The organism is Chitinivorax sp. PXF-14 (assembly GCF_040812015.1).
Classification (GTDB): Bacteria; Pseudomonadota; Gammaproteobacteria; order Burkholderiales; family SCOH01; genus JBFNXJ01.
The window spans coordinates 243,258-267,656 of sequence record NZ_JBFNXJ010000004.1; the positions used below are offsets into that span (position 1 = coordinate 243,258).

Genomic DNA, 24,399 nt, shown 5'->3' on the forward strand with positions numbered 1-24,399 from the left:
TGAAGAAAAGCGCCTTGCTCGTGGGCCTCTTTGCCAGCATGGCCATTGGTCACGCAGTTGCCGATACCAAGATCGGTTTCGTCAACACGGAGCGCGTCTTCCGCGAAGCTGCGCCGGCGCAGCGTGCACAGAAGCAACTGGAAAAGGAGTTTGCTCCGCGCGTGCAGGATTTGCAGAATATGGCCAAACAGGTCCGTGATCTGCAGGCCTCGCTCGATAAGGACGGCCTGACCATGAAGGAATCGGATCGCCGCAACAAGGAGCGCGATCTGGAAAACCTCAATCGCGATTTTCAGCGCAAGCAGCGCGAGTTCCGCGAAGACCAGAACATGCGCACCAGCCAGGAAATGGCCGCGATCCAGGAGCGCGCCAATCGCGTGATCCAGCAGATCGCGGAAACCGACAAGTTTGACCTGATCCTGCAAGAGGCGGTCTACGTCAGCCCACGCATCGACATCACCGACAAAGTGTTGAAATCGTTGACCGACAAGTAAGAGATGACCCGCGGTTGTGTAGAGGCCGCGTGACATAATCCATCCCGACGCCGGCATTTGCCGGCGTGGCTTTCTGTGGAAGTAGCCAGATGCAGCCAACAACCGTTCGCCTGAGTGAGCTGGTCGCCCAATTCGGTGGAGAACTGCTGGGCAGCGATGTCGCCGTGTCGCGCGTCGCCCCGCTTGATCATGCCCATGCCGATGCGATTGCCTTCCTGGCCAATCCCAAGTATCGCGCCCAGCTCCAGGCGACCGCTGCCGGTGCCGTCATCGTGCCCGAATCCGCTCGGGACGACACGGCCTTGCCGCGTATCGTGGCCAAGGATCCCTACCTTTATTTCGCCCGTGTCTCGACCCTGCTGAATCCGGCCAGGACCCAGCCACCCGGCGTGCATCCGTCGGCCACTGTTGCGGCCTCGGCCCGGCTCGGTGCCGACGTGTCGATCGGGCCGAATGCAGTGGTGGGCGAGAGGGCGGAGATCGGTGACTGGGTGCAGGTCTATCCGGGCGCCGTGATCGGTGACGGCGTCAGGCTGGGTGCCGGGACACGCATCTATCCCAATGCCACGATCTACCATGGCTGCGAGATCGGCGAACGCTGCACGATCCACAGTGGCGCGGTGATCGGCGCAGATGGGTTCGGCCTGGCCTGGGCCGGCCAGGACTGGTTCAAGATCCCGCAGATCGGCCGTGTCGTGATCGGCAACGATGTCGAGGTTGGGGCAAACACCACTATCGATCGTGGCGCCATGGCCGATACCATCATCGAGGACGGTGCCAAGCTCGACAACCAGATCCAGATCGCGCACAACTGCGTGATCGGCAAGCACACGGCGATCGCCGGTTGTGTCGGCATTGCCGGCTCGACCAAGATCGGTGCCTACTGCACGGTGGGGGGCGCGGCGATGTTCGTCGGCCACATCGAGGTGTGCGACAAGGTGCACATCGCCGGCGGCGCGCTGGTCAGCAAGTCCATCACCAAGCCCGGTGCCTATGCCGGCAACTATCCTCTGGCGGAACGTGACGACTGGCTCAAGAACGCCGCCCATATCCGCCATCTGGATGCGCTGGCGAAGCGTGTCAAACAGCTTGAGCGCCTGCTGAACGACAAAAAGGAATAGCAATGAGCAGCATGGACATCAATGAAATCATGAAGGCCCTGCCTCACCGTTACCCGTTCCTGTTGGTGGATCGGGTACTCGAGTGCGAGGCGGGCAAGCGCGTGGTGGCGATCAAGAATGTCACCATCAACGAGCCGTTCTTCACCGGCCACTTTCCCGAATTGCCCGTCATGCCCGGCGTGCTGATCATCGAGGCGCTCGCCCAGGCTGCCGGCCTCCTGGCCTACCAGACGGTCGGGCAGGAGCGCCAACGCAATACGATCTACTACTTTGCCGGCATCGATGCGGCGCGCTTCAAGCGGCCGGTATCGGCAGGTGACCAGCTGACGCTGGAGGTCGAGTTGCTGCGCCAGGCGCGCGGTATCTGGAAATTCGCGGCCAAGGCCAAGGTCGGCGAGGAGCTGGCCGCCGAGGCCGAGATCATGGTGGCCGGACGGGAAACCTGCTGATGACGACGCTGATCCACCCCACCGCCCTCGTGGCACCTGGTGCGAAGCTCGCCGACGATGTGAAGGTCGGTGCCTATAGCGTCATCGGCGAACACGTCGAGATCGGCGCGGGCACCGAGATCGGCCCCCATGTCGTGATCGAGGGGCATACCCGCATCGGTCGCGACAACCGCATCTTCCAGTTCGCCTCGCTCGGCGCGGCGCCGCAGGACAAGAAATATGCAGGCGAGCCGACCCGGCTCGAGATCGGCGATCGCAACACCATTCGCGAGTTCTGCACCTTCAACCTCGGCACGATCCAGGATGCCGGCGTGACCCGCGTGGGCTCCGACAACTGGATCATGGCCTATGTGCACGTCGCGCATGACTGCCAGCTCGGCGACCAGATCATCCTCGCCAACAACACGACCCTGGCCGGCCATGTGCATCTTGGTGACTGGGTGTTTCTTGGTGGCTTCACTTCCGTACACCAGTTCTGCAAGATCGGCGCGCATGCGATGACGGCCTTCACGGCGGCTGTCACGCAAGACATCCCGCCTTATGTGACGGCGGCGGGCAACCGTGCCGCGCCCAACGGCATCAACTCCGAAGGGCTGAAGCGACGCGGGTTCTCGTCCGACACCATCATGGCGATCAAGCGTGCCTACAAGGCGCTGTATCGCCAGGGCCTGTCGCTCGACGAGGCCAAGGCTCAGCTTGCGCAAATGGCGCAGACCGAGCCTGCAGTCCAGTTGCTGGTTGATTTTATCGCCCAGTCCGAGCGGGGCATCATTCGCTAGATGACGCGCGATACCCTGTTTTCACCCCATGCCGCCATCAAGATTGCGCTGGTTGCCGGCGAGGCGTCCGGCGATCTGCTTGGTTCGCATCTGATCCGTGCGCTCAAGGCGCGCTTTCCGAATGCCGAGTTTGCCGGCATCGGTGGCCCCAAGATGCAGTCGGAAGGCATGAACAGCATCTATCCAATGGAGACGCTGGCGGTCAACGGGTATGTCGAGGTGTTGCGTAACCTGCGGCCCATCCTGCGCATGCGTCGGGAACTGAAGGCTAGGCTGCTGGCGGAGCGGCCCCATGTGTTCATCGGTGTCGACGCGCCCGATTTCAACCTGGGGCTGGAGCGCGACCTCAAGTCGGCCGGCATCACCACCATCCACTACGTCAGCCCGTCGATCTGGGCCTGGCGTGGCGAGCGCATCAAGAAGATCAAGCACTGCGTATCGCACATGCTGGCGCTGTTCCCGATGGAACCCGCTCTGTACGAAGCAGAAGGCATCCCGGTGACCTATGTCGGCCATCCGCTGGCCGACAGCTTTCCGCTGGTGCCCGATCGTGAAGCCATGCGCGAGCAGCTCGAGATCGCGCAGGACGCTACCGTTTTTGCCTTGCTGCCGGGCAGCCGGCAGAGCGAGGTGGCGGCGCTCGCGGAGACCTATATCGAAACAGCCAAGCTGCTTGCCGAACAGATGCCGCAGGCGCAGTTCCTGGTCCCGCTGGTGAGCCGGCAGACGCGGGATATGTTCGAAACGATGCTGTACAAGCGCAATGCGCAGGAGCTGCCATTACGCATCATGTTTGGCCATGCGCGCGACGCCATGGTGGCCGCCGATGCCGTGCTGGTCGCGTCGGGGACGGCGACGTTGGAAACCGCGTTGATGAAGCGGCCCATGGTGATCGCCTACAAGGTGTCGCCGTTGACCTACAAGTTGATGTGGAACCGCAAATACCTTCCGTACATCGGCCTGCCCAATGTGCTGGCGGGTGAATTTGTCGTGCCCGAAATCCTGCAGGGTGATGCCACGCCGGAAAATCTGGCGCGTACGCTGATCAATATCGTCGACAACCGGCGCCTATCGGATCGCCTGGTCTCGCGCTTTACCGATATTCATCTGCAGCTCAGGCAGAATTCCGCGCAGCGCGCGGCCGATGCCATTTCCCGCTATCTGGGCGGCGGGCGGTAAGCATGTTGATCTGCGGTGTCGACGAGGCCGGGCGAGGGCCGCTGGCTGGCGCGGTGTATGCCGCAGCGGTGATTCTTGGCCCTGATCATGGCATCGTCGGCCTGGCTGATTCCAAGAAGTTATCCGAGGCGCAACGCGAGCGCCTGTGTGTCGAGATCAAGGCTCGGGCCCAGGCCTGGGCGATTGCGCTGGCCGAGCCGCATGAGATCGACCGGCTCAATATCCTGCAAGCCACCTTCCTCGCCATGAGCCGTGCCGTGGCCAAGCTCGGTGTGGCGCCTGGCGAGGTGCTGGTGGATGGCAACCGGCTGCCGAAATGGCACTATCCCTCGCGTGCCATCGTCAAGGGCGATGCCTTGGTGGCGGAAATCTCCGCCGCATCGATTCTTGCCAAGACCGCGCGTGACGCCGAGATGATCGAGATGCACGGCCGTTATCCGCAATATGGTTTCGACCGGCACAAGGGTTACCCCACGGCCGATCATCTGGCTGCCTTGCAGGCCCACGGGGTTAGCCCCATCCATCGCCGTAGCTTTGGTCCTGTCAAGGCGCTGCTGGCCCAGGCGCAAGCTAGCCTGTTTGGCTGAATCAGGATAATCTAATCCGCAAGTGGCGCCAGTGCTGGACTTGGCAGGGTGCATGGTTTAATTATAAAAGCTGAAGCGGAGCCGCCGACCGGGCAACGGTAAGGCAATGGCCCTAGGGAGCGATTCAGCATGTTCGTGATTATTGGTTATGTCATCGCCTGCGCGATGATCTTCGGTGGCTATGCCATGGCTGGCGGCCACCTGGCCGGATTGTGGCAGCCGCTCGAAGTCGTGATGATCTTCGGTGGCGCGCTCGGCGCGTTTGTCGTCGCCTATGGCGGCAAGCCGCTGAAGCTGACGTTGAAGGCCCTGCCCAAGATATTCAAGGGCTCTCCGTATAACAAGGCGTTCTATATGGACCTGTTCGCCTTGCATTTCGAGATTCTCTCCAAGGTCCGCAAGGAAGGGTTGATGTCGGTCGAGGCCGACGTCGAGAACCCGGAAGCCAGCCCCTTGTTTTCCAAGTATCCGAGCGTGCTGCACGACCACCACGTGGTCGAGTTCGTCGCCGATTACCTGCGCCTGATGGTCGGCGGCAACCTCAACGCCTTCGAGATCGAGAACCTGATGGATATCGAAATCGAAGGGCATCACCACGAAGAACTCGAACCCTCGCATGCCGTCACCACCCTGGCGGATGGCTTGCCGGCTTTCGGTATCGTCGCGGCGGTGATGGGGGTGGTGCACACGATGGAAAACGTGGGCCTGCCGCCTGCCGAGCTCGGTATCCTGATTGCGCACGCGCTGGTGGGAACCTTCCTCGGTATTTTGCTCGCCTATGGTTTCGTCGGCCCCCTGGCCAAGGTGCTCGAAATCAAGGCGAATGAGTCCACCCGTGTCTATCAAACCATCAAGACCATCCTGCTCGCCAGCCTCAATGGCTATGCGCCGCAGGTGGCCGTCGAATTCGGCCGCAAGGCGATGGATGCGATGGACCGCCCGGGCTTCAAGGAGCTCGAAGACCACGTCAAGAGCACCAAAGGCAAGTGATGCATCTCATCCCCACCTTGCCCACCTGGCGGGAGCTGAGCCATGAGTGACGATTCGCAACGGCCGATCATCGTCAAGAAGATCAAGAAGGGCGGTGGCGGCCACCATGGCGGCGCCTGGAAGATCGCCTACGCCGACTTCGTGACGGCGATGATGGCGTTCTTCCTGCTGATGTGGCTGCTGGGCTCCACCTCCAAGGGCGATCTCAAGGGCATTGCCGACTACTTCAAGAGCCCGCTCAAGGTCGCGATGCTGGGCGGCTCGGGCTCTGGCGATGCCACCAGCCTGGTGCCTGGCGGTGGGCAGGATCTGAGCCGCACCTCGGGCCAGGTGAAGCGCGGCGACACGCTGACGCACAAGGCGCTGAACCAGAACGTCGACCGCGCGCAGCGCGAGATGCAGATGCTGCAGGATCTCAAGCAGCGTGTCGAAAAGCTGGTCGACAAATCCGAGACGCTCAAGCAGTTCAAGAAACAATTGCTGATCGACATGACGGCCGAGGGGCTGCGCATTCAGATTGTCGATGAACAGAACCGGCCGATGTTCGACTCGGGCTCGGCCGAGCTCAAGCCCTATACGCGGGTGATCCTGCGCGAGATCGGCAGCCTGCTGAACGAGGTGCCCAACCGCATCAGCATTGCCGGCCATACCGACTCCACGCCGTTCTCGGGGGGCGAGCGCGGCTACAGCAACTGGGAGTTGTCGGCAGACCGCGGCAATGCCTCGCGGCGCGAGCTGATCGCCGGGGGGATCGCCGAGAACAAGATGATTCGCGTCGTCGGCCTGGCCTCTGCCACACCGTTTGACTCGGCCAACCCGCAAAACCCGATCAACCGGCGCATCAGCATTACCGTGCTGAACCAGGAAACCGAGCAGAACATCATGCGCGAGGGGGGGCAGGCTGTGGTCGATGCCAAGGATCTCGTCGAAAGCGCCAAGGCGGACGGCAAGACTGCCGCATCTGCCTCCAAGGAAAAGCCGGCCAGTGAGGGCAAGCATTAAGCCCTTGCCCGGCTGGGCTTCCTGGCCGGTGTCCGTACAGGCGCTGGCCATCCAGCTCCTGTCGGCGCCGCTGAGCATCGCGCTGTGCCTGGTACTGGCTGCCGAGGGCAATGCGCCTGGTATCTGGGTGCTGGCCTGGGGGCAGGGCGCCGTGGCCGGCGGGCTGAGCCTGTCGCTTGGCCTGCCCTGGTGGTGGTGGCTCATCCAACTTGGTTTCTGGCCGCTGCTGCTCGCCGGCCTACTTGGCGGATTCTCGCCCATGCTGGCGGCTGGTGTTTTTTTGCTGCTGCTGCTGGTCTACGGCGGGGGCGTGGCGAGCCGCGTGCCGCTGTTCCTGTCGAGCCGCAAGGATTGCACTGCCCTGTTGACGCTGCTGCCCCAACGCCCCGGCTTGCGCGTGCTTGATGCCGGAGCCGGCGTGGGGAGCGTGCTGGCGGCGCTGAGCCATGCCCGGCCGGATCTGGATTGCCACGGGGTCGAACGCGCCTGGCTTCCATGGCTGTGTGCCAGGCTGCGCCTGACGCTGGCCCGCTCCGGCGCGCGCGTGGCGCGGCAGAACCTGTATACGCTGAACTGGGGAGATTTCGACGTGGTTTACGCCTACTTGTCGCCGGCCCCGATGGCCGATGTCTGGCGCAAGGTCTGCGCGGAAATGCGTCCGGGCTCGATTTTCATCAGCAACAGCTTTGCCGTGCCTGGCGTGGAGCCGGATCAGGTCATCGACACCCATGACTGGCACGGCTCGCGGCTCCTGATCTGGTATCGCTGAACATGTCCATCGACGTATCCGTCCGTACCCCTGACGCCTGGCTTGCCCGCTGGCACACGCGGCCGATGCCCGTGCTGGCCGGCTCGGTCGCGCGTATCGCCGCGCTGGCCGAGGATCTCGACCGGATCTCGCCGTCCCAGCTGGCCAAGGTGGCCGCGACGGATCCTTTCCTCTGTGCCCACCTGCTGCGCTTTGTGAACAATCGCAGCCGGAGTTCGACCGCTTCCGATGTGCTTAGCCTTGAGGCAGCCGTCGCGCTGATGGGGACACGGCGCTTTATCGAGCAGTTTGGTCATTTGCCGACCGTCGAAGCCCGCTACGCGCCGGGTAGCCCCGGCCTGGCCGTGGTCACCCAGCTGGTCGCGCGGGCCAGACTGGCGGCTGAGCTGGCCTTCGACTGCTCTGCCGCACGGCTCGACGTCAAGCCGGAAGAGGTCGAGGTCAGCGCGCTGTTGCATAACCTGGCTGCGTGCCTGCTGGCCCTGCATGAACCCGCCTCGCATGCGGAATGGCTGCCGTGGTTCTTGCCACGCCTGGACGATGGCGAGCATCAGCACAAACGGCTCGGTTGCACGCTCGCGGAGTTGCAGTCGGCACTATTGCAACGCTGGCACATGCCGGGCCTGATCGGCGAACTGCTCGACCCGGGGCAGGTCGGCAACCCGCGTGCCAGCACCCTGCAGGCCGTGTGCAGGCTGACATCCATGCTGGAAACCGGCTGGCATCACGCAGAGCTGCCCGATGCCTTGCAGCAGCTGGCCGGTTTTTTGCGCATTGAGCCCGAGGCCGTGCTGGCCAGGGCCGAGCGTGTGGCATTGGCGCTGGCTCGTGTCTGGCCTTACCCGACCACGCCGACCGCGGCGAGCTGGTTGCCGATGCTGCCGGGCGCATGGGCGCGCCCCGCAGCGCCCGTTGCCGAGCCACCCGCGCCGCGCCAGCCCTCGCAGCAGATCTATACCGAAGTGGTGGCGCGCATCCGTGCCCACCTCGATGGCACACTGACCTTCAACGAGATGATGGGGCTGGTGATTCGCGGCATGCATGAAGGCATTGGCCTCGACCGCATCGTTTTCGCCCTGATGGCCGACGGCCAGCGCCGGCTCAAGGCGCGCTACCTGATCGGCGCGGCGGCAACCGAGCCGTTGGCCCATTTCGGTTTTGCGCTCGATACGCCGCACCTGTTGACGCGCCTGATGCAGAAGACGGCCGGTGTCTGGCTGACCGAGCACAATCGCGCCCAGATCGAGCCCATGCTGCCGCCGGGGATGCGCGCCTGCATCGGCGACGGCGATTTCTTCTCCATGTCGCTCTTCGTCAACGACAAGCCCGTCGGCCTGCTCTATGCCGACCGCCGCCCGGGCAGCAATCGCCTCGACGAGGTGAGCTACCAGGCGTTCAAGCAGCTTGCCCTGCTCGCCGCACAAGGCCTTGCACACCTGGCCGGCAAGACGCCGCTTCCCTGAGCATCCCGCAGCCGCGAGGCGGACTACCGCCTCTGGTTCATCGCCATTCTCCCCGCCTATTTCGCCGGCATCATCATCCGCCACCACGGCAAAGCGGGTGACATTGCCTGTTTTAAGAAAATATATTGTCAGTCAGTCAAACCGAATTTGACAAAATGGAGCTATAACTCTAATGTGTGGCCGCTAGCAGGACTGCAGCACATGACCCGGCATAGAACGGGCTATCGACCTACATATTTGGAGAATGGAGAAATGAAACCTAAGCACTATGTACTCGCGGCGGCGGGGTTGTTTGCATGCGCCAGCCTTGCCCATGCGGGCGTCAACTGCCAGCCCACTGCAGCGGGCGAGCCCTACCTCAGTTACCTGACCTCGCCCGGCAAGGTTTCGCCATACGACGGTACCTGCTGGATCAACAACCTGACGCTGACCAGCTGGGATGGCACCAAGCTGACGGCCAACCTGTTTCTGCCCAAGCGCACCAGCGCGACACAGAAATTCCCGACCGTCGTGATGGTGAGCAGCTGGGCCGCAGCCGACTTCTTCGAGTACATCGGCCAATCCTACCGCCTGGCCAAGGATGGCTATGTCGTGCTGAGTTACACCGCACGCGGCTTCTATCTGTCCGGTGGACAGGTCGAAGTGGCCGGGCCGCAGGATATCCGTGATGTGTCGTCGTCGCTCGACTGGCTGGCGGCCAACACGCCGGCCGACATGAACAACCTCGCCGTCAGCGGTATCTCTTATGGTTCCGGCATTGCGCTGATGGCCTTGGCTCAGGAGCCGCGCGTCAAGACCGCCGTGGCGCTGTCCACCTGGGGCAATCTGGAAGACCAGCTGTATACCGCCGATACGCCGAACAAGACCTGGAGCGACGTGCTGTTCTATTCCGGCAAGTTCACCGGGCGCCTCAATCCCATCGTCCAGGAATATATCAAGGCGCTGCAGGACCCGAACACATCGCAAGCCAAGATCGACGAGATCAAGGCTTGGGCCAAGATCCGCTCGCCACTGCAATATGTGCCGATGATCAACGCGCGCAATGCACCGGCATTCATCAGCAAGAACTTCCAGGACGACATGTTCATCCCGAACTCGTCGATGGAGATGTTCCGCCAGCTGACCGGGCCCAAGAAGCTGCTGGTCAACCAGGGCATCCACGCCAGCGCCGAGCTGCCCGGCGCCTTGCTCGGTGCCGACAACTATATCTACGACCAGGCCCATCGCTGGCTCGATTACTGGCTCAAGGGCCAGCAGAACGGCATCGTCTCTGAGCCCAAGGTCAGCATGGAAGTGAAATTCAGCGGCGTGCGCGATCAGTTCGACACGCTGCCGGCGAGCAATATCGACAATCGCCAGTACTATGTCGGCCCGCGTGGCGACATCCGCTGGGATTGGGGCTGCGTATGCTGGAAGGGCGGTGCCGGCGATCTGCTCACGGCCCCCAATTCGGCCACGTATCAGGATTGGATCGACAACAGCCTAGACACGACAGCAACGAGCGGGCTGATCCCGATTCTGTCAACCACCTTCGAGAGCCTCGGCGTGCCAGTGCTGAACTGGCTGCCGTCGGTGCTGCGCGGGCAGGGCGTGCGTTACGAGGGGCCTGCCCTGGGCTCGACGCTCAAACTGCGCGGCATCCCCAAGCTCAATCTGCGCGTCAAGCCGTCACAGCCGCAAGCTCAGGTCGTGGCTTATCTATATGATCTGGACGCGCAGGGCTGGGGAACGCTGATCACCCATGGCGTCCGCACGCTGCATGCGGCGACGCCGGGGCAGGTTGTCGACTTCCCGCTGGAGTTCTCTGCCACCGCGTATGACGTACCGGCCGGCCACCGCGTCGCGGTGGTGCTTGATACCCGCGACAGCCTGTATAGCGCCCCGAGCAACGGTTATCTCGATACACGCTTCGTGTTTGGCTCGGACAAGCAATCCACGCTGGTTCTGCCCGCCATGCGCTGATCACGCTGGCAGCAACCTCCAGAAAGGCTGGCCACAAGCCGGCCTTTCTGTTGCCCGAGGCTAGGGCTGCGGGCGACAATGCCGGCTTGTCCGCTTTGTTGCCCGCCATGGAAATCATCTCGTCGCGCCAGAATACGCAAATCAAACAGCTCGCCAGGCTGATGGAGTCCGCGCGCGAGCGTCGCAAGGCAGGGCAGGCTGTGCTCGAAGGCATTCACCTGGTCACGGCGTGGCATGAGGCGGCGCGCGGCTTCGAGCTGCTGCTGGTTGCCGAGTCCGCGCTGGCCCACGGCGAGATTGCGCCGCTCTGGCGCGATGCCGAGGCCCAGCGCAGGCTGGTCGTCGGCGACAGCCTGTTTGCCCAGCTCGCCGAAATCAGCGCCCCGGTCGGCATACTCGCTATCGTTGGTATTCCCAAGCCTGCTTCGCACCGCCACGACTGCATCGTGCTGCTAGACGACGTGCAGGACCCGCTCAATGTCGGCGGCATCCTGCGCACCGCGGCGGCTGCCGGGGTGGGGGCCGTCCACCTGTCTGCCGGATGCGCCGACGCTTGGTCGCCCAAGGTGCTCCGAGGGGGCATGGGCGGACACCTGGCGCTCGACATCCACGAACACGCCGACTTGGCCCAGGTCGCGCGCGATTTCCACGGGCAGGTCGCGGTGACTACCCTGCAGCACAGCCAATCGCTGTACGACACCGATCTGCGCGGCGCGACGGCATTCGTGCTCGGCAACGAGGGCGCCGGCGTCTCCGATGGCCTGCTTGTGCTGGCGACGCTGCGATTGCGTATTCCCATGCCGGGTAAGGTCGAGTCGCTCAATGTTGCGGCGGCGGCGGCGGTGTGCCTGTTCGAGCGCGTGCGCCAGCAGCTGTAGCGCCTGTTTACGGCCTGCCGCAAGCAGGGCAGGGCGATCAGCCGCGCATGAATCTTCCTTAAATGGGGCGTGCCGGCATGGCGGCTCGCCGATCTCACGGCAATCCGATATCCAGCCCGATGGGTCGCCGTGGGCACGGCGCTTCAATGCATCGGCCCGGATCAAGCCCGTCGATTCTGATAAAATTCCACCTCTTCCCTCCATCAACACCGTCGGGGCCGCAATGACCGTGATTCGCCAGCAAGACTTCATCGATAGCATCTACGACAGCCTGCAGTTCATTTCCTACTACCATCCGATCGACTATATCCAGGCGCTCGGCGCGGCGTATGAACGCGAAGAATCCCCTGCCGCCAAGGATGCCATCGCTCAGATCCTGACCAATTCGCGTATGTGTGCCGAGGGGCATCGCCCGATCTGCCAGGACACCGGCATCGTCTGCGCCTTCGTCAAGGTCGGCATGGATGTGCGTTGGGAAGGCTGTACCATGTCCATTCAGGACATGGTCAATGAAGGCGTGCGCCGTGCCTACAACGATGCCGACAACAAGCTGCGTGCCTCGGTCCTCGCCGACCCGGCCGGCCTGCGCAAGAACACGCGCGACAACACGCCCGCCGTCGTACATTTCGACCTGGTGCCGGGTAACACCATCGAGGTGAAGATCGCGGCGAAGGGCGGCGGCTCGGAAAACAAGTCCAAGTTCGCGATGCTCAACCCGTCCGACAGCATCGTCGACTGGGTGCTCAAGACCGTACCGTTGATGGGCGCTGGCTGGTGCCCGCCGGGGATGCTTGGCATCGGCATCGGCGGCACCGCGGAAAAGGCGATGATGCTGGCCAAGGAATCGTTGATGGAGCACATCGACATCCAGGAGCTGATCGCGCGCGGCCCGCAAAACCGTGTCGAGGAACTGCGCATCGAGCTGTTCGAGAAGGTCAACGCACTTGGCATCGGTGCGCAGGGCCTGGGCGGCCTGACGACGGTGCTCGACGTGAAGATTCTCGATTACCCGACGCACGCTGCCAGCTTGCCGATCGCCATGATCCCGAACTGCGCCGCAACACGCCACGTTGAATTCTCGCTGGACGGCAGCGGCCCCGCCAAGCTCGATGCACCCAAGCTGGAAGACTGGCCGGCCGTGACCTGGTCGGCCTCGGCCTCGGCGCGCCGTGTCGATCTGAACCAGGTGACGGCAGAAGACGTCGCCAGCTGGAAGCCGGGCGAAACCCTGCTGCTGAACGGCAAGCTGCTGACGGGGCGCGACGCGGCCCACAAGCGCATGGTGGACATGCTCAACAAGGGCGAGAAGTTGCCGGTCGATTTCACCAACCGCTTTATCTATTATGTCGGCCCCGTCGATCCGGTACGCGACGAAGTGGTTGGCCCTGCTGGCCCGACGACGGCCACGCGCATGGACAAGTTCACACGCCAGATGCTGGAGCAGACCGGCCTGCTGGGCATGGTGGGCAAGGCTGAGCGCGGCCCCGTTGCGATCGATGCGATCAAGGACAGCAAGGCGGTATACCTGATGGCCGTTGGTGGCGCGGCCTACCTGGTGTCGAAGGCGATCAAGGCGGCCAAGGTCGTCGCCTTTGAAGACCTGGGCATGGAGGCCATTTACGAGTTCGACATCGTCGACATGCCGGTGACGGTTGCCGTCGATAGCCAGGGTACGTCGGTCCACAAGACCGGCCCAGCTGAGTGGCAGGCCCGGATCGGCAAGATTCCCGTCGCCACAAACTGATTTTCTTCCTTGTACCAGCAAAGGGGCCCATATGGGCCCCTTTGTTTTTGGGCGGATACACGCGAATCATCGAAGTGCGGCTGTTCCAGCTGTATGCAAATGACAGGAAAACGTCACAGGGCGAGGGATGGGCGAAGTAAAACTTAGTAGGCCTCGGAACGTGACGAGGGCTGGGTAGGCGAAAAATTGGGCCGGGATTTTGATCTTGTGTTTGGTGATTTCTATTTTTATTACAAAGACTTATCGTGTTTCGAATACGCTGTCGTCATTCCTCGATATGAAAAGTTCATTTTTTTTATGCATTCTTGTTGACACCTGAGAGTTAAAGCTCTAATCTAGAGTCCATGCACTAAACGTAACGGCGCGAAACAAATCAAAAGCACTGCGCATGTGTCTGGTGCATGGTTTAGAGGGGTATCAGTTTTTCCAACTGTCATTAACTAAGTCTGATAAACGAGGAGTAAAACTATGAAGAAGTCTCTGATTGCTGCTGCACTGGCCCTGGCATCCGTTCCTGCTTTCGCTCAAATGACCAACGTCGACGACGAAGTTCTGGGCACCCAAACCGGTCAAGAAGGTATCAGCATCGCACTGACCATCAAGGCTCACATCGATGACGTGATCTGGACTGACGATGGCAACTCCCTGCACTTCCAAGACATCGCGATCGGTAGCGGCAGCACCATCGCTCGTCAAGTTGGCTTCGCAGTTGGTGGCAACACTCAGTACCTGAGCACTGGCACTGACTACTCCAACCCGGTTATCTTCCTGTCGCCGATCCGTATCGACGTTAAGAAGCTGGACCAAATCAACTTCACTATCGTTGATCAAGGCATGGGCACTGCACCTGCTGGCCTCGTAAACGTTAACGGCACTGCTACCAACGTTCCGAACGGCAACACCCTGGCTCCGGGCTACGTTGTTAACTACGCTGACTACCTGAAGGCTTACGGCGCTAACGACGTTCTCGAAGGTGGTGCTGGCTCCAACGGCGCTCCTGGCTCGATCACTGGCACCAACTACGCTTCCGCAATCGTAATCGAAATGCCGCGTACTGTTGCTAGCTTCCGCGTCGGCGCGATCAAGGTAGGTAACGGTGCTTCGATGGGCTCCTTGGAAATGAAGGGTATGGACTTCTACGGTACCAAGGTTGCAATCTGGGGTCACCAGTAATCAGTCTGCTGACAACGTCAGCCTGATTGAAAATCCACCACGGTTTTCCGTGGTGGATTTTTTATTTTTTGCAGCTTGGCTAATTTATTTATTGATTTACCGAAGATGACCACATCTTTTTGACTGAAAATCTCGCCGATTTGTCTGGTGTGAACGTGGTTTTGTTGTTTGTTTTTCTAGTATGCGATTGATATTGCTGGATATTTTGTCTGACAATAGTTTAAATGCATAAAAATTATTGAAAAAAAACCAAAACCCAGTAATATCCGATATGCGCGATGCATTGATTTGGAGTGGGGGATGTTTCTTTCTATCGTAATGGCCTTGATGGCGATGACCAATGTCGGCCTGACTGACATCAAGGACAGCCCCGACGGCGTTTACCCTGTACAAACCATTCCGGAATTCAGGGGGGGCGAACAGATCGCCATCCGTCCCTTGTCCGACCTCAAATACAGCGGCCTGGTGCATCAGGCATTCGACTACAGCTGTGGCTCGGCTGCGCTGACAACCGTTCTTAATTATTTCCTCAGCGAAAGCCTGCAAGAGTCGGAAGTCATGGAAGGCATGCTCAAGTTCGGCGAGAAGGACAAGATCGTGCAGCGTCGTGGTTTCTCGCTGCTCGACATGAAACGCTATGTCGCATCGCTAGGCTACAAGAGCGCGGGCTTCAAGGCTGAATTGAGCGATCTGATCGACCTGCGTCAACCGGGCATCGTTGGTATTCAGCATGCAGGTTTCAAGCATTTCGTGGTGTTCCGCGAGATCCGCGACGGCCATATCTATTTGGCAGATCCTGCCCAGGGCAAGATCAGTTTTACGACATCCGAGTTTCTCAAGTTCTGGGATGGTAACGTGCTGTTCCTCATCTATCCCAAGGACGGCGTCGATATCAACAATCGTCTGGAACTGACTGACAACGATTTGCGCGTGATGGACGAAGATCGCATCCGGCAATCGGTGTTGGCTACGCTACCGGCTTTTGGCCTGCCACTGGATCGTAAGGTCGATAAAGCCGCAGGCGGCACGGTTTATTACAAGCATAAATAGAATTCGATTACGGGGTGCTTCAATTGAACAAGCAAATCGTCGCGCTGGCCTTGGCGCTTATGGGTGGAACCGCAGTCGCAGCCGATGCGGATGCCGAGCCGAAACGCACACCGCTTGGTGTGAACCAGATCCAGGAGCCGGGGGAGTCCAAAAAACTGCAACCGGTAACGGACCTGCCGCAGGACAGCCGCCCGGCTGCCACGGCAGCTGAGGCACCCGCTGCTCCGGCGCAGGCCAGCCAGAAAAACGCCAAGAAGGGCAAAGGCGCCAAGACCGCAACGGCAAGCGCGGAAGCCGTAGCTGCACCCGCCGCGGCACAAAAGGCAGCGGAACCCAAGGCTGCCACGGCGCAAGCGCCAGCCGAACCTAAACCAGTAGCAGAGACGAAGCCCGCTGTCGCGTCGACACCGGCCCCAGCTGCCGCACCAGCCAGCGCACCGCCGGCCAAGACCGCTGCGGCGCCTGCTGCCGGCGGCAAGGATACAACCGATGCGGCTCGCCAGGCACTGGCGAAGCAGGAAGGCGACAAGGACAACAAGAAGCTGGCTGAAGACGTGCTGACCTCGCAGGAAAAGAACTACACCCTGCTCAAGAAGGGCTCGTTCGATTTCAGCTATGACTTCAACTACAGCTATATCAGCGCGGATCGCCTCGATTACGCCGTCGCCAGCAACAGCCAGAACCAGTTCAATATCTCCAAGTTCGGGCTGGAGCGTGACGCGACGCATACGGTGACCAACACGATTACCGGCGACTATGGCCTGCGCGACAACCTGACCGTGGGTGTGTCAGTACCGCTGGTGTACAAGTACGACTCGTCCAACAATCTGAAGCGCTGGGTGACCGGTATCGGTGATCTCTCGCTCAACACGCGCTGGCAGCCTATCGAGGTGTCGCGCCGCATGCCGTCGCTGACCATCAACGGCTCGGTGCGTGCGCCGACCGGCATCAGCCCCTACGAGATCATCGCCGGCAAGGAATTGTCGACCGGTAGCGGCTATTGGGGCGGCACCGTCAGCGGCAACCTGTCCAAGGTCATCGACCCGGTCGTGCTGTTCGGCTCCCTGGGCTACTCGTACAACCTCAAGAAGACTGGCCTGAACCAGGTGCGCGGCAACGAAGGCCGCCGTATCTCCGCCATCGAGCCGGGCAGCGGCTTCAACGTGGGCGCCGGCTTCGGCTACGCCTTGTCGTACGATATCGCGCTGAACCTGTCGACCCAGGTGTCGTGGTCCAAGCAATCGCAGCTGATCTTCCATGATGGCACCTCGGTCATGCTCGACATGGAAACCTCGGGCTCGATGAACTTTGGCCTGACCTGGCGCCTCGACCCCAAATTCACGCTCGGCTTTACTGCCGCCATCGGCTTGACCAACGAGTCGCCTGACTTCTCGTTCGGCGTGAACATGCCGCTCAACTTCTAAGCCGGGAGTTGAGTACGATGGCGAAGTCAACATACAGCCTGCGCGGCAAGTGGCGCGAGGCGCTCGTAGCCTCTGTCCTGGCGGCGCTGAGCGCTCCGTCGCTGGCGGCGGTCGGGGAAAACATCGGTGTCAGCCTGCGTGCCATGTCGCTGGGCAATGCCGTGACGGCCGACCCGGGCGGGATCGAGGCGGTACACTACAACCCGGCGGGGCTTACCCACCTGACCGGCAAGCGGCATGATCTGACCTTGATGGCGGCACGTGTGCGCACGTTTGCCGAGTTCAATGCGCCGGAGGATTACAAGGGCATCTTCGGCTTCAAGGAAGACCCGGTCATCGGCCAGCGCAGCACCAGTGCCGATCACGCGTTCTACGTCCCGGGCATCGGCCTGGTGAAGCCCAAGGTGCCGGTCATCGTGGCGCCGATGAGCGGCTTCTCGTACAACGAGCCCGATTCTCGCTTCACCTTCGCGGACATGCTGTTTGCGCCGCAGCTGGTGGCCTACGACCGCTCGCGCCAAGGGGATGACGATCCGACCCGCTTCGGCGGTCGCACCATGGTGCTGCAGCGTTTCACCTATTTCGCGCCATCGATGGGCTACAAGGTCAGCGATACCTTGTCGCTGGGCGTGACGGCATCACTGTCGCACCATGCGCTGGCGCTCAATACCGATTTCCGGGCGCCGAACCAGCTGCTCGCGATGGTCGGGCAATTGCAGAAAGCGCTGTGCCCCGAGGGGGGCAACCCGATCGATACGGTATTGTTCGGCCTGTGTAGCAAGGGGCGGATGAACCCGTTCAACAAGATCGCCAACCTGGAGTTCCAGGTTTCCGTTCCTTCCGACCCGACTCTCTATCTGGGCTTTCTGTGGGAACCGAACGACTGGTTCGCGCTCGGCGGCGTGTACCAGAGCGAGAGCAAGATGCGCATGACGGGCAAGTACAAGTTCGAGTACGACCCCAATATCCGCGCCTTCTACGATGGCGTCAGCCATTCGGCTCTGGGCCCGATCATTCTGGCGGCGCTGGCGCAGCCGAGCTCGGTGCCGGAGAAGGAAGAGGGCAACGTGACCTTGACGCTGCCGTATCCGAAGCACATCCAGGTCGGTACCAAGTTCAAGTTCGGCCGTATCCAGTTGAACGGCGACGTCAGCTGGACCAACTGGAAGGCGTGGGAGAACTTCGTCTTCGACTTCGACCAGGAGCTGTCTGCGCTGCAGATGGCCCGCCTGTTCGGTTACCCCGATGCGACCAAGCTGGTGATGCCGCGCGGTTACAAGAACACCTGGAGCGGCGGTATCGGCTTGCAGGTCGATGTGACCAGCAAGCTGCGCACGCGCATGGGGGTGGAGTTCCGCAAGAGCTCGGTGCGGCCGGACCGCATCGATACCGTGGCACCGCTGTCGGATGACCGCTTGTACGGGATCGGCTTCGGCTATTCGATCGACAAGTTCACCGATATCGACGCGACGATCGCCTTCCTGCATACGCGTTACACGGCGCAGGCCAATTCGAGTTGCAACCTGAACTGCGACAACCTGCTGAACGTGGTGTACAACCCGTATGCGGGCCTGGATGTGACCACTGGCCTCAAGGTCGACGTGGGCGGCATCACCATCCGCAAGCGTTTCTAAGCCGCCCTGGCGGCAGCGCAAACAAGAAAGCCGGCAATTGCCGGCTTTCTTGTTGCTTGCACCTGTTTGCTTCAGTGCAAATCCACGCTCTGCGAGTAGCGGTTGTGACGCATCAGCGCCAGCAGCGGCAGGGCGCAGGCCAGGATGACGCCGAACCACAGGAACAGCTTGGCAAACGCCAGCATCGTTACCTGTTTCTCCACCTGCATATTCATCACCGCATAGGCCTTGATCTGCGCCATGGCATCGGGAATGCCGCGCCCGATCAGTATCTGCTTGAGCTGGGCCAGCCTGCCCATGGCCGCGGGATCGTTGCCGGCCAGGTGTTCGACCAGGTGCAGGCGCTCGCTCTGCTGCAAGTGGCCCAGGCTGGTGGCCGCCGTGGCGATGCCCACCGAGCCGCCGAGCATGCGCGTCAGGTTGTAGAGGCCGCTTGCGCCGGGAATCTCGATCGCCTCGACATTGGACATGGCGAGGTTGTTCAGCGGCACGAACACCATCCCCAGCCCCAGCCCGCGTAATACCAGCGGCCAGAAGAAGTCGCCGGCACCGCTTTCGGTGGTGAAGTGGTTGTGCTGCCACATCGAGTAACAGAACAGCACCGTGCCCAGCACGATGAGCACCTTCGGCGATACGCCGCGCGCCACCAGCTTGCTGGTGGTGGCCAGCGCGATGGCCGTGGCGATGGCCGAGGGCAGGATGAACATGCCGGTCTGGAATGCGTTGAATCCCATCAGGGACTGCGCGTAAACCGGGAACATGAAGATCGTGCAGTACAGCGCGGCCCCGGTCAGGAACGCATACAGCAGGCCGGCGCTGAACTGGCCATCGCGCATGATGCGCAGGTTCACGATCGGGTGCTCGGTCTCCAGCTCGTGGATCACGAAGGTGTAAAGCGACACGAAGCTGACGATCACCAGCGTGATGATTTCGCCGGACTGGAACCAGTCTTGCTTCTCGCCGCGCTCGAGCATGGTCTGCAGCGTGCCGATGCCGACCGCGAGCAGGATCAGCCCGATATAGTCGATGCGCTCGGCCTTTTGCTGCAGGCCCGAGTCCGGCACGTAGATCAGCGTCAAGAGCAGCGCGACGATGCCGAATGGCAGGTTGATGTAGAAGATCCACGGCCAGGAATAGGCATCGGTGAGCCAGCCGCCGATCGTCGGGCCGAGCGCCGGGCCCGCCATGATGCCCATGCCGAAGATGGCCATCGCCGTGCCCATCTCCTTCTGCGGGAAGACCTCGAAGATGGTCGCCTGCGCGGTGGCCAGCAGGCCGCCGCCGCCGATGCCCTGAATGATGCGCCACATCACCAGCGACTCGAGCGTGGTGGCGGCGCCGCAGGCCATCGATGCGATCGTGAACAGGAGGATGGACAGCGCGAAGTAGTTGCGCCGCCCGAACTGGCTCGACAGCCAGCCCGAGATCGGCAGCACGATCACGTTGGCGACGACATAACCGGTCGACACCCAGGCGATCTCGTCGAGCGTCGCGCCGAGCGTGCCCATCATGTGGGGCACGGCGACGTTGACGATGCTGGTGTCGAGCAGTTCGAGCACCGAGGCAAGCGTCACCGTCATCGCGATGATGAAGCGGTTGGCGTGGATGGCCGCGGGCGAGGTCGAGCGCGACAGCCCTGGCAGCATGGGGCGCATGGGGCTTCCTTAGCTGGCTTTGATGGTGGCGAACACGCTCATGCCCGGGCGCAGCGGATGTTGCGCATCGTCACGCTTGGCCAAGCGGATTTTCACCGGGATGCGCTGCACGACCTTGGTGAAATTGCCCGTGGCGTTGTCCGGTGGCAGCAGCGTGAACTTGGCGCCGGTGGCGGCGCTGATCGATTCCACCTTGCCGTTGAAGGTCACGCCGGGGTAGGCATCGACTTCGATTTCCGCCTCGGCGCCATTCCTGACCTTGCCGACATCGGTTTCCTTGACGTTGGCGACCACCCAGATGTCGTCGTCGGCAACGAGGCTCATCAGTGTCTGGCCCGGCTGCACCAGTTGGCCGACTTCGACGTTTTTCTTGCTGACGAGGCCGTTGCTCGGTGCCCTGAGGCCGGTATCGGCGAGCTGGATCGCCGCGAGGTCGCGCACCGCGCGTGCCGCGTCGACCTTGGAGCGTGCCGAGCGCAAGGCGGCCGAGTACACGGTCACCTGTTCGCCGGCCGCGCTGGCCGAGTCACGCGAGGTCTTGAGTTGCGCTTCGGCCGTTCGCACGGTGGTTTCCGCCGCGTCGAGCTGTTGCTGCGACGCCATCGCCTGGGCCGCGAGCGACTTGATGCGCTCGAGATCGTTCCTGGCCTTCTGCAGATTGGCTTCCGCCTGCTTGATGGTGGCGCTGGCCGCCGAGGCGTTGGCCTGGGCCCAGTTGATTTGCGCCACGGCCTGGCCGACATCGTTGCCCTGCTTGTTGCCGGTATTCGAGAGCGCAATGGCGAGCTCGGCCTCGGCCTGCAGCAGCTTGGCCTTGTAGTCGCGATCGTCGATCTTGACCAGCTCGGAATCCGTCCTGACCAGCTCATTGTCCGAGACATTGACGGCGCGCACATAGCCCGCCACGCGCGCGGCGATCGGCACGATGCGGCCTTCGACCTGCGCGTTGTCGGTGCTCACATAGTGATGGCCGTACCACCAGCGGTAGCCGAGGCCGCCGGCAATGCCGATCGCCATGATCATCAGGACCAGGCGGGCCTTGCCCTGTTTTGCCGGTGCAGCGTTGCCGGCCGGGGTTTCTGTCGTCATGCTTGGTTCTCCGTGTTATCAGGTGCGGCCTGAATGCCTTTCAGCACGACACTCAGGTGAAAGCGGGTGAATTCGCCCAGGTCCATGGCCTCCTGGCCATAGGGGCTGAAGGTGTGGTGCCAGATGGTCTGCAGGATCACCGGCGAAATGATTTCCTTGATGGCGAAGCCGAGATGCATCGGGCGGAACTCGCCGGCCTGGATGCCGCGCTCGAGCACTTCGCCGAATACCTTGCGCACCCGCGTCATCACTTCATTCAGATAGAAGTTGGCCAGGTCGGGGAAATTGCCCGCCTCGGCGACCACGAGCTTGGAGATGCCGTTGGCGGGTGACTCGACGATCAGCTCGACCCATTTGTTCATCAGATGGGTCAGCATCTCGGTGGCCGACAGCTTGGAATCGGCGACGAACTCTTCCGCCATCTGGATCGACGGTATCAGCGTCTCGCGAATGGCTGCCTTGAACAGCTCTTCCTTGCTCGAGAAATACAGGTAAAGCGTGCCCTTGGTGACGCCGGCCGCGCGGGCGACCTCGTCGAGTTTGGTGGCGGCGAAGCCCTTCTGGATGAACAGGGCCAGCGCGGCACTGGTGATTTCCGAGGGGCGCGCATCCTTACGGCGTTGCCAGCGTGGGCTGCTACATGGAGTGTTCATGATATTTAGTAACTGACTGGTTGGTTAATTATTTTTCAGGATAGTTATGCTGTCAACGAACTTTTCCAGTCTTTAGAGGACGTTATGCGTATTGCTGGATGCCGTTACGGCGCAGCCTAGGCTTGGCGACGCGGCTGGGTTGCCGCCATGGGCATCTGGCGAGGAGGTGTGTGGGCGCATATATCCGCAATTTGCCACCGAGGCGGCGGGTGGTGAGGCGGCGATGGAGGGGCCGGCTTGGCAGGCAGAACGCCTATCCAGACAGGGCCGCCGGTAATGGCGAGTGGCGCCGCCCCCGGCGCGGGCCGCCGAGTGTGACGGCCCACACTTATTACTTGCTGCTGCGGCCTTGCAGTGTCTTGGTGAGCACGCCGCGCAGGATGTCGATTTCCTCGTTTTCGAGCCGCGCGCGCTTGTAGAGCCGGCGCAGCCGCGGCATCAGGCGCTTGGGGTTGGCCGGGTTGAGAAAGCCGATTTCGATCAGCGTGGCTTCGAGGTGTTGCAGCATGCCTTCGACCTGATCCTGCGTGGCCAGCGTGGGGGCCTCGTTCTGGTCATCGAACTCGCGCAGGCCCGCGGCCATGCGCAGCTCGTAGCACACCAGCTGCACCGCGGCGGCCAGGTTGAGCGAGCTGTAGACCGGGTTGGCCGGCACGTGCACGAGCAGATTGCACTGCATCACCTCGTCATTGGAGAGGCCGAAGGTCTCGTTGCCGAAGACGAAGGCGATTTCATTGCTGCCCGCCAGGCCGACCATATGTTCCGCCGCTTCGCGCAGGTTTTCCGATGGCAAGGTCAGGTCGCGGCGGCGTGCCGACAGCGCGGCAACAAAGCCGACGCCGCTCAGCGCCTCACCGAGCGAGGTGCACGCGGTGGCGTTGCGCAGCACGTCGACGGCTCCGCTGGCCAGCGCGTCGGCATGGTCGCTGGGAAAGGCCTGCGGGCTGACGAGATAGAGCCGCGACAGGCCCATGACCTTCATCGCCCGGGCGGCCGAGCCGATGTTGCCCGGATGGCTCGGGCGCGAGAGAACGATGCGGATGCGGTCGAGTACGTTGTCCATGATGGGCTCGAAAAAGCAAAGCCGGCCATTCTAGCGCAAACCCGAGTTTATTTATCCTCGAGAAAACAATACAATACGCGCCCATTGTCGCAGGCATCGGCTATTCTGAGGGCTGAGCCTGCTCGTTCCTTTTCATCGTGAGTGATGTCTGAGCCCGTCGGGCGGACGATACAGCGGCCCTGCCGGGTGCGTAGTCGTTCGTTTTGCGTGGCAGTCATCCTTCGCACTGGAGTCACTACATGCACCCGATGCTGAATATTGCGGTCAAGGCCGCCCGCCGTGCCGGATCGATCATCAACCGCGCTTCCAACAACCTCGACGTGCTGCGTGTGGAGCGCAAGGGCCAGAGCGATTTCGTCTCCGAAGTCGACCGTGCGGCCGAGCAGGCGATCGTCGAAGTGCTGCTCGAAGCCTATCCGAACCACGCCATCCTGGCGGAAGAGGGCGGCGCGACAGGTGACTCCGAATTCCAGTGGATCATCGATCCGCTCGATGGCACGACCAATTTCCTGCACGGTTTCCCGCAATATGCGATCTCGATCGCGCTGCAGCACAACGGCGTGCTGACCCAGGGCGTGATCTTCGACCCGGTACACAACGACCTGTTCACCGCCACGCGTGGCTCCGGCGCCTTCCTGAACGACCGCCGCATCCGCGTCGGCAAGCGCATCCAGCTGTCGGACGCGCTGATCGGCACCGGCTTCCCGTATTCCGACTTTACCCACCTCGACAGCTACCTCGCGATGTTCAAGGACCTGCTGCAGAAGACCGCCGGCCTGCGCCGCCCCGGTGCCGCCGCGCTGGACCTGGCCTATGTTGCCTGCGGGCGTTTCGATGGCTTCTGGGAGCTCGGGCTGAAGCCCTGGGATGTCGCCGCCGGCGCCTTGCTGGTGCAGGAGGCGGGTGGCCTGGTGAGCGATCTCGGCGGTAACGAGGGTTACCTCGAAAGCGGCAACCTGATCGCCGGCTCGCCCAAGATCTTCGGCCAGTTGCTGCAAGCCTTGCAGCCCCACCTGAACGACGCGCTCACGCGCTGATCCCCCTTGCAGCCCGACCCGGTCATATGGACGGGCGGGCTGTTCTCCTTGTTGCTGGTGTCGGCCCGATGCTTGATATGAGTCAAGAATGATTGGGCGACTCGGTCTATGATTAAAAAATGTCCCGTCATCGACGTGATCTGCTGATCGCCACGTGATCCGATGCCCGCCCGCCCGCCAGGCACTCGATCCGATTCACAATAA

The 24,399-nt window shown here is 61.9% G+C and carries 22 protein-coding genes; 18 read left to right on the forward strand and 4 right to left on the reverse strand.

The annotated features are described in order from the left end of the window. Nucleotides 1-38: 38 nt before the first annotated feature. The 17 genes from ABWL39_RS07520 to ABWL39_RS07600 all read left to right on the forward strand — a co-directional run bounded on the left by ABWL39_RS07520 (nucleotide 39) and on the right by ABWL39_RS07600 (nucleotide 18,698). The gene (locus tag ABWL39_RS07520; protein ID WP_367788732.1) at nucleotides 39-494 is read left to right on the forward strand and encodes an OmpH family outer membrane protein; all 456 of its coding nucleotides are present in this window, start codon (nucleotides 39-41) and stop codon (nucleotides 492-494) included. 89 nt (nucleotides 495-583) lie between these two features. Next, nucleotides 584-1,615 carry a UDP-3-O-(3-hydroxymyristoyl)glucosamine N-acyltransferase gene (gene lpxD / locus ABWL39_RS07525; RefSeq protein ID WP_367788640.1) on the forward strand — a complete coding sequence of 344 codons (1,032 nt, stop codon included), beginning with the start codon at nucleotides 584-586 and terminating at the stop codon, nucleotides 1,613-1,615. Between the two features lie 11 nt (nucleotides 1,616-1,626). Beyond that, nucleotides 1,627-2,064: a 3-hydroxyacyl-ACP dehydratase FabZ gene (gene fabZ, locus ABWL39_RS07530; RefSeq protein ID WP_367788734.1), complete on the forward strand. Its 438-nt coding sequence runs from the start codon at nucleotides 1,627-1,629 to the stop codon at nucleotides 2,062-2,064. Beyond that, on the forward strand, nucleotides 2,064-2,843 hold the full coding sequence (gene lpxA, locus ABWL39_RS07535) for an acyl-ACP--UDP-N-acetylglucosamine O-acyltransferase (RefSeq protein ID WP_367788641.1): 780 nt from the start codon (nucleotides 2,064-2,066) through the stop codon (nucleotides 2,841-2,843). Before fabZ ends, lpxA begins: the two co-directional genes overlap by 1 nt. Beyond that, nucleotides 2,844-4,022: a lipid-A-disaccharide synthase gene (gene lpxB, locus ABWL39_RS07540; protein WP_367788643.1), complete on the forward strand. Its 1,179-nt coding sequence runs from the start codon at nucleotides 2,844-2,846 to the stop codon at nucleotides 4,020-4,022. Nucleotides 4,023-4,024: 2 nt separating this feature from the next. Beyond that, nucleotides 4,025-4,609, forward strand: coding sequence for a ribonuclease HII (gene rnhB, locus ABWL39_RS07545; protein ID WP_367788645.1), 585 nt, complete (start codon nucleotides 4,025-4,027; stop codon nucleotides 4,607-4,609). Nucleotides 4,610-4,738: 129 nt separating this feature from the next. Further along, the gene (gene motA, locus ABWL39_RS07550; RefSeq protein ID WP_367788647.1) at nucleotides 4,739-5,599 is read left to right on the forward strand and encodes a flagellar motor stator protein MotA; all 861 of its coding nucleotides are present in this window, start codon (nucleotides 4,739-4,741) and stop codon (nucleotides 5,597-5,599) included. Nucleotides 5,600-5,641: 42 nt separating this feature from the next. After that, the gene (gene motB / locus ABWL39_RS07555; RefSeq protein WP_367788649.1) at nucleotides 5,642-6,601 is read left to right on the forward strand and encodes a flagellar motor protein MotB; all 960 of its coding nucleotides are present in this window, start codon (nucleotides 5,642-5,644) and stop codon (nucleotides 6,599-6,601) included. Beyond that, nucleotides 6,585-7,370: a class I SAM-dependent methyltransferase gene (locus ABWL39_RS07560; protein WP_367788651.1), complete on the forward strand. Its 786-nt coding sequence runs from the start codon at nucleotides 6,585-6,587 to the stop codon at nucleotides 7,368-7,370. Before motB ends, ABWL39_RS07560 begins: the two co-directional genes overlap by 17 nt. Nucleotides 7,371-7,372: 2 nt before the next feature. Then, entirely contained in the window at nucleotides 7,373-8,833 is a 1,461-nt protein-coding gene (locus ABWL39_RS07565; protein ID WP_367788653.1) for an HDOD domain-containing protein, read from the forward strand. A 252-nt stretch (nucleotides 8,834-9,085) separates the two neighbouring features. Continuing rightward, nucleotides 9,086-10,795, forward strand: coding sequence for a CocE/NonD family hydrolase (locus ABWL39_RS07570; RefSeq protein ID WP_367788655.1), 1,710 nt, complete (start codon nucleotides 9,086-9,088; stop codon nucleotides 10,793-10,795). A 107-nt stretch (nucleotides 10,796-10,902) separates the two neighbouring features. Then, entirely contained in the window at nucleotides 10,903-11,673 is a 771-nt protein-coding gene (locus ABWL39_RS07575) for a TrmH family RNA methyltransferase (RefSeq protein WP_367788657.1), read from the forward strand. 223 nt (nucleotides 11,674-11,896) lie between these two features. Then, the gene (locus ABWL39_RS07580) at nucleotides 11,897-13,417 is read left to right on the forward strand and encodes a fumarate hydratase (RefSeq protein ID WP_367788660.1); all 1,521 of its coding nucleotides are present in this window, start codon (nucleotides 11,897-11,899) and stop codon (nucleotides 13,415-13,417) included. A 468-nt stretch (nucleotides 13,418-13,885) separates the two neighbouring features. Continuing rightward, complete coding sequence (locus ABWL39_RS07585; RefSeq protein ID WP_367788662.1) at nucleotides 13,886-14,590, forward strand: DUF6160 family protein; 705 nt, start codon at nucleotides 13,886-13,888, stop codon at nucleotides 14,588-14,590. Between the two features lie 327 nt (nucleotides 14,591-14,917). Continuing rightward, a complete protein-coding gene (locus ABWL39_RS07590; protein ID WP_367788736.1) occupies nucleotides 14,918-15,640 on the forward strand; it encodes a C39 family peptidase in 723 nt (240 codons plus the stop codon). A gap of 23 nt (nucleotides 15,641-15,663) precedes the next feature. Continuing rightward, nucleotides 15,664-17,064 (forward strand): transporter, encoded by a 1,401-nt coding sequence (locus ABWL39_RS07595; RefSeq protein ID WP_367788664.1) that lies wholly within the window; start codon nucleotides 15,664-15,666, stop codon nucleotides 17,062-17,064. 17 nt (nucleotides 17,065-17,081) lie between these two features. Next, entirely contained in the window at nucleotides 17,082-18,698 is a 1,617-nt protein-coding gene (locus ABWL39_RS07600) for an OmpP1/FadL family transporter (RefSeq protein WP_367788666.1), read from the forward strand. 71 nt (nucleotides 18,699-18,769) lie between these two features. Here ABWL39_RS07600 and ABWL39_RS07605 read toward each other — a convergent pair whose 3' ends face one another. The 4 genes from ABWL39_RS07605 to ABWL39_RS07620 form a co-directional block, all read right to left on the reverse strand. Then, nucleotides 18,770-20,353, reverse strand: coding sequence for a DHA2 family efflux MFS transporter permease subunit (locus tag ABWL39_RS07605; RefSeq protein ID WP_367788668.1), 1,584 nt, complete (start codon nucleotides 20,351-20,353; stop codon nucleotides 18,770-18,772). A gap of 9 nt (nucleotides 20,354-20,362) precedes the next feature. Then, nucleotides 20,363-21,442, reverse strand: coding sequence for an HlyD family secretion protein (locus tag ABWL39_RS07610; RefSeq protein ID WP_367788670.1), 1,080 nt, complete (start codon nucleotides 21,440-21,442; stop codon nucleotides 20,363-20,365). After that, nucleotides 21,439-22,095, reverse strand: coding sequence for a TetR/AcrR family transcriptional regulator (locus ABWL39_RS07615; RefSeq protein ID WP_367788671.1), 657 nt, complete (start codon nucleotides 22,093-22,095; stop codon nucleotides 21,439-21,441). Before ABWL39_RS07615 ends, ABWL39_RS07610 begins: the two co-directional genes overlap by 4 nt. A gap of 331 nt (nucleotides 22,096-22,426) precedes the next feature. Next, the gene (locus tag ABWL39_RS07620; protein WP_367788673.1) at nucleotides 22,427-23,158 is read right to left on the reverse strand and encodes an RNA methyltransferase; all 732 of its coding nucleotides are present in this window, start codon (nucleotides 23,156-23,158) and stop codon (nucleotides 22,427-22,429) included. Nucleotides 23,159-23,397: 239 nt separating this feature from the next. On the opposite strand from ABWL39_RS07620, the gene ABWL39_RS07625 reads away from it, so the two are divergent. Next, the gene (locus tag ABWL39_RS07625; RefSeq protein WP_367788675.1) at nucleotides 23,398-24,195 is read left to right on the forward strand and encodes an inositol monophosphatase family protein; all 798 of its coding nucleotides are present in this window, start codon (nucleotides 23,398-23,400) and stop codon (nucleotides 24,193-24,195) included. Nucleotides 24,196-24,399: the final 204 nt, after the last annotated feature.

Excerpts from the sequence above, each read along its gene's own strand:
- ABWL39_RS07520 (WP_367788732.1), top strand. The coding sequence starts at position 39 with ATGGCCATTGGTCACGCAGTTGCCGATACCAAGATCGGTTTCGTCAAC.
- lpxD (WP_367788640.1), top strand. The coding sequence starts at position 584 with ATGCAGCCAACAACCGTTCGCCTGAGTGAGCTGGTCGCCCAATTCGGT.
- fabZ (WP_367788734.1), top strand. The coding sequence starts at position 1,627 with ATGGACATCAATGAAATCATGAAGGCCCTGCCTCACCGTTACCCGTTC.
- lpxA (WP_367788641.1), top strand. The coding sequence starts at position 2,064 with ATGACGACGCTGATCCACCCCACCGCCCTCGTGGCACCTGGTGCGAAG.
- lpxB (WP_367788643.1), top strand. The coding sequence starts at position 2,844 with ATGACGCGCGATACCCTGTTTTCACCCCATGCCGCCATCAAGATTGCG.
- rnhB (WP_367788645.1), top strand. The coding sequence starts at position 4,025 with ATGTTGATCTGCGGTGTCGACGAGGCCGGGCGAGGGCCGCTGGCTGGC.
- motA (WP_367788647.1), top strand. The coding sequence starts at position 4,739 with ATGTTCGTGATTATTGGTTATGTCATCGCCTGCGCGATGATCTTCGGT.
- motB (WP_367788649.1), top strand. The coding sequence starts at position 5,642 with ATGAGTGACGATTCGCAACGGCCGATCATCGTCAAGAAGATCAAGAAG.
- ABWL39_RS07565 (WP_367788653.1), top strand. The coding sequence starts at position 7,373 with ATGTCCATCGACGTATCCGTCCGTACCCCTGACGCCTGGCTTGCCCGC.
- ABWL39_RS07570 (WP_367788655.1), top strand. The coding sequence starts at position 9,086 with ATGAAACCTAAGCACTATGTACTCGCGGCGGCGGGGTTGTTTGCATGC.
- ABWL39_RS07575 (WP_367788657.1), top strand. The coding sequence starts at position 10,903 with ATGGAAATCATCTCGTCGCGCCAGAATACGCAAATCAAACAGCTCGCC.
- ABWL39_RS07580 (WP_367788660.1), top strand. The coding sequence starts at position 11,897 with ATGACCGTGATTCGCCAGCAAGACTTCATCGATAGCATCTACGACAGC.
- ABWL39_RS07585 (WP_367788662.1), top strand. The coding sequence starts at position 13,886 with ATGAAGAAGTCTCTGATTGCTGCTGCACTGGCCCTGGCATCCGTTCCT.
- ABWL39_RS07590 (WP_367788736.1), top strand. The coding sequence starts at position 14,918 with ATGGCGATGACCAATGTCGGCCTGACTGACATCAAGGACAGCCCCGAC.
- ABWL39_RS07600 (WP_367788666.1), top strand. The coding sequence starts at position 17,082 with ATGGCGAAGTCAACATACAGCCTGCGCGGCAAGTGGCGCGAGGCGCTC.
- ABWL39_RS07605 (WP_367788668.1), bottom strand. The coding sequence starts at position 20,353 with ATGCGCCCCATGCTGCCAGGGCTGTCGCGCTCGACCTCGCCCGCGGCC.
- ABWL39_RS07610 (WP_367788670.1), bottom strand. The coding sequence starts at position 21,442 with ATGACGACAGAAACCCCGGCCGGCAACGCTGCACCGGCAAAACAGGGC.
- ABWL39_RS07615 (WP_367788671.1), bottom strand. The coding sequence starts at position 22,095 with ATGAACACTCCATGTAGCAGCCCACGCTGGCAACGCCGTAAGGATGCG.
- ABWL39_RS07620 (WP_367788673.1), bottom strand. The coding sequence starts at position 23,158 with ATGGACAACGTACTCGACCGCATCCGCATCGTTCTCTCGCGCCCGAGC.
- ABWL39_RS07625 (WP_367788675.1), top strand. The coding sequence starts at position 23,398 with ATGCACCCGATGCTGAATATTGCGGTCAAGGCCGCCCGCCGTGCCGGA.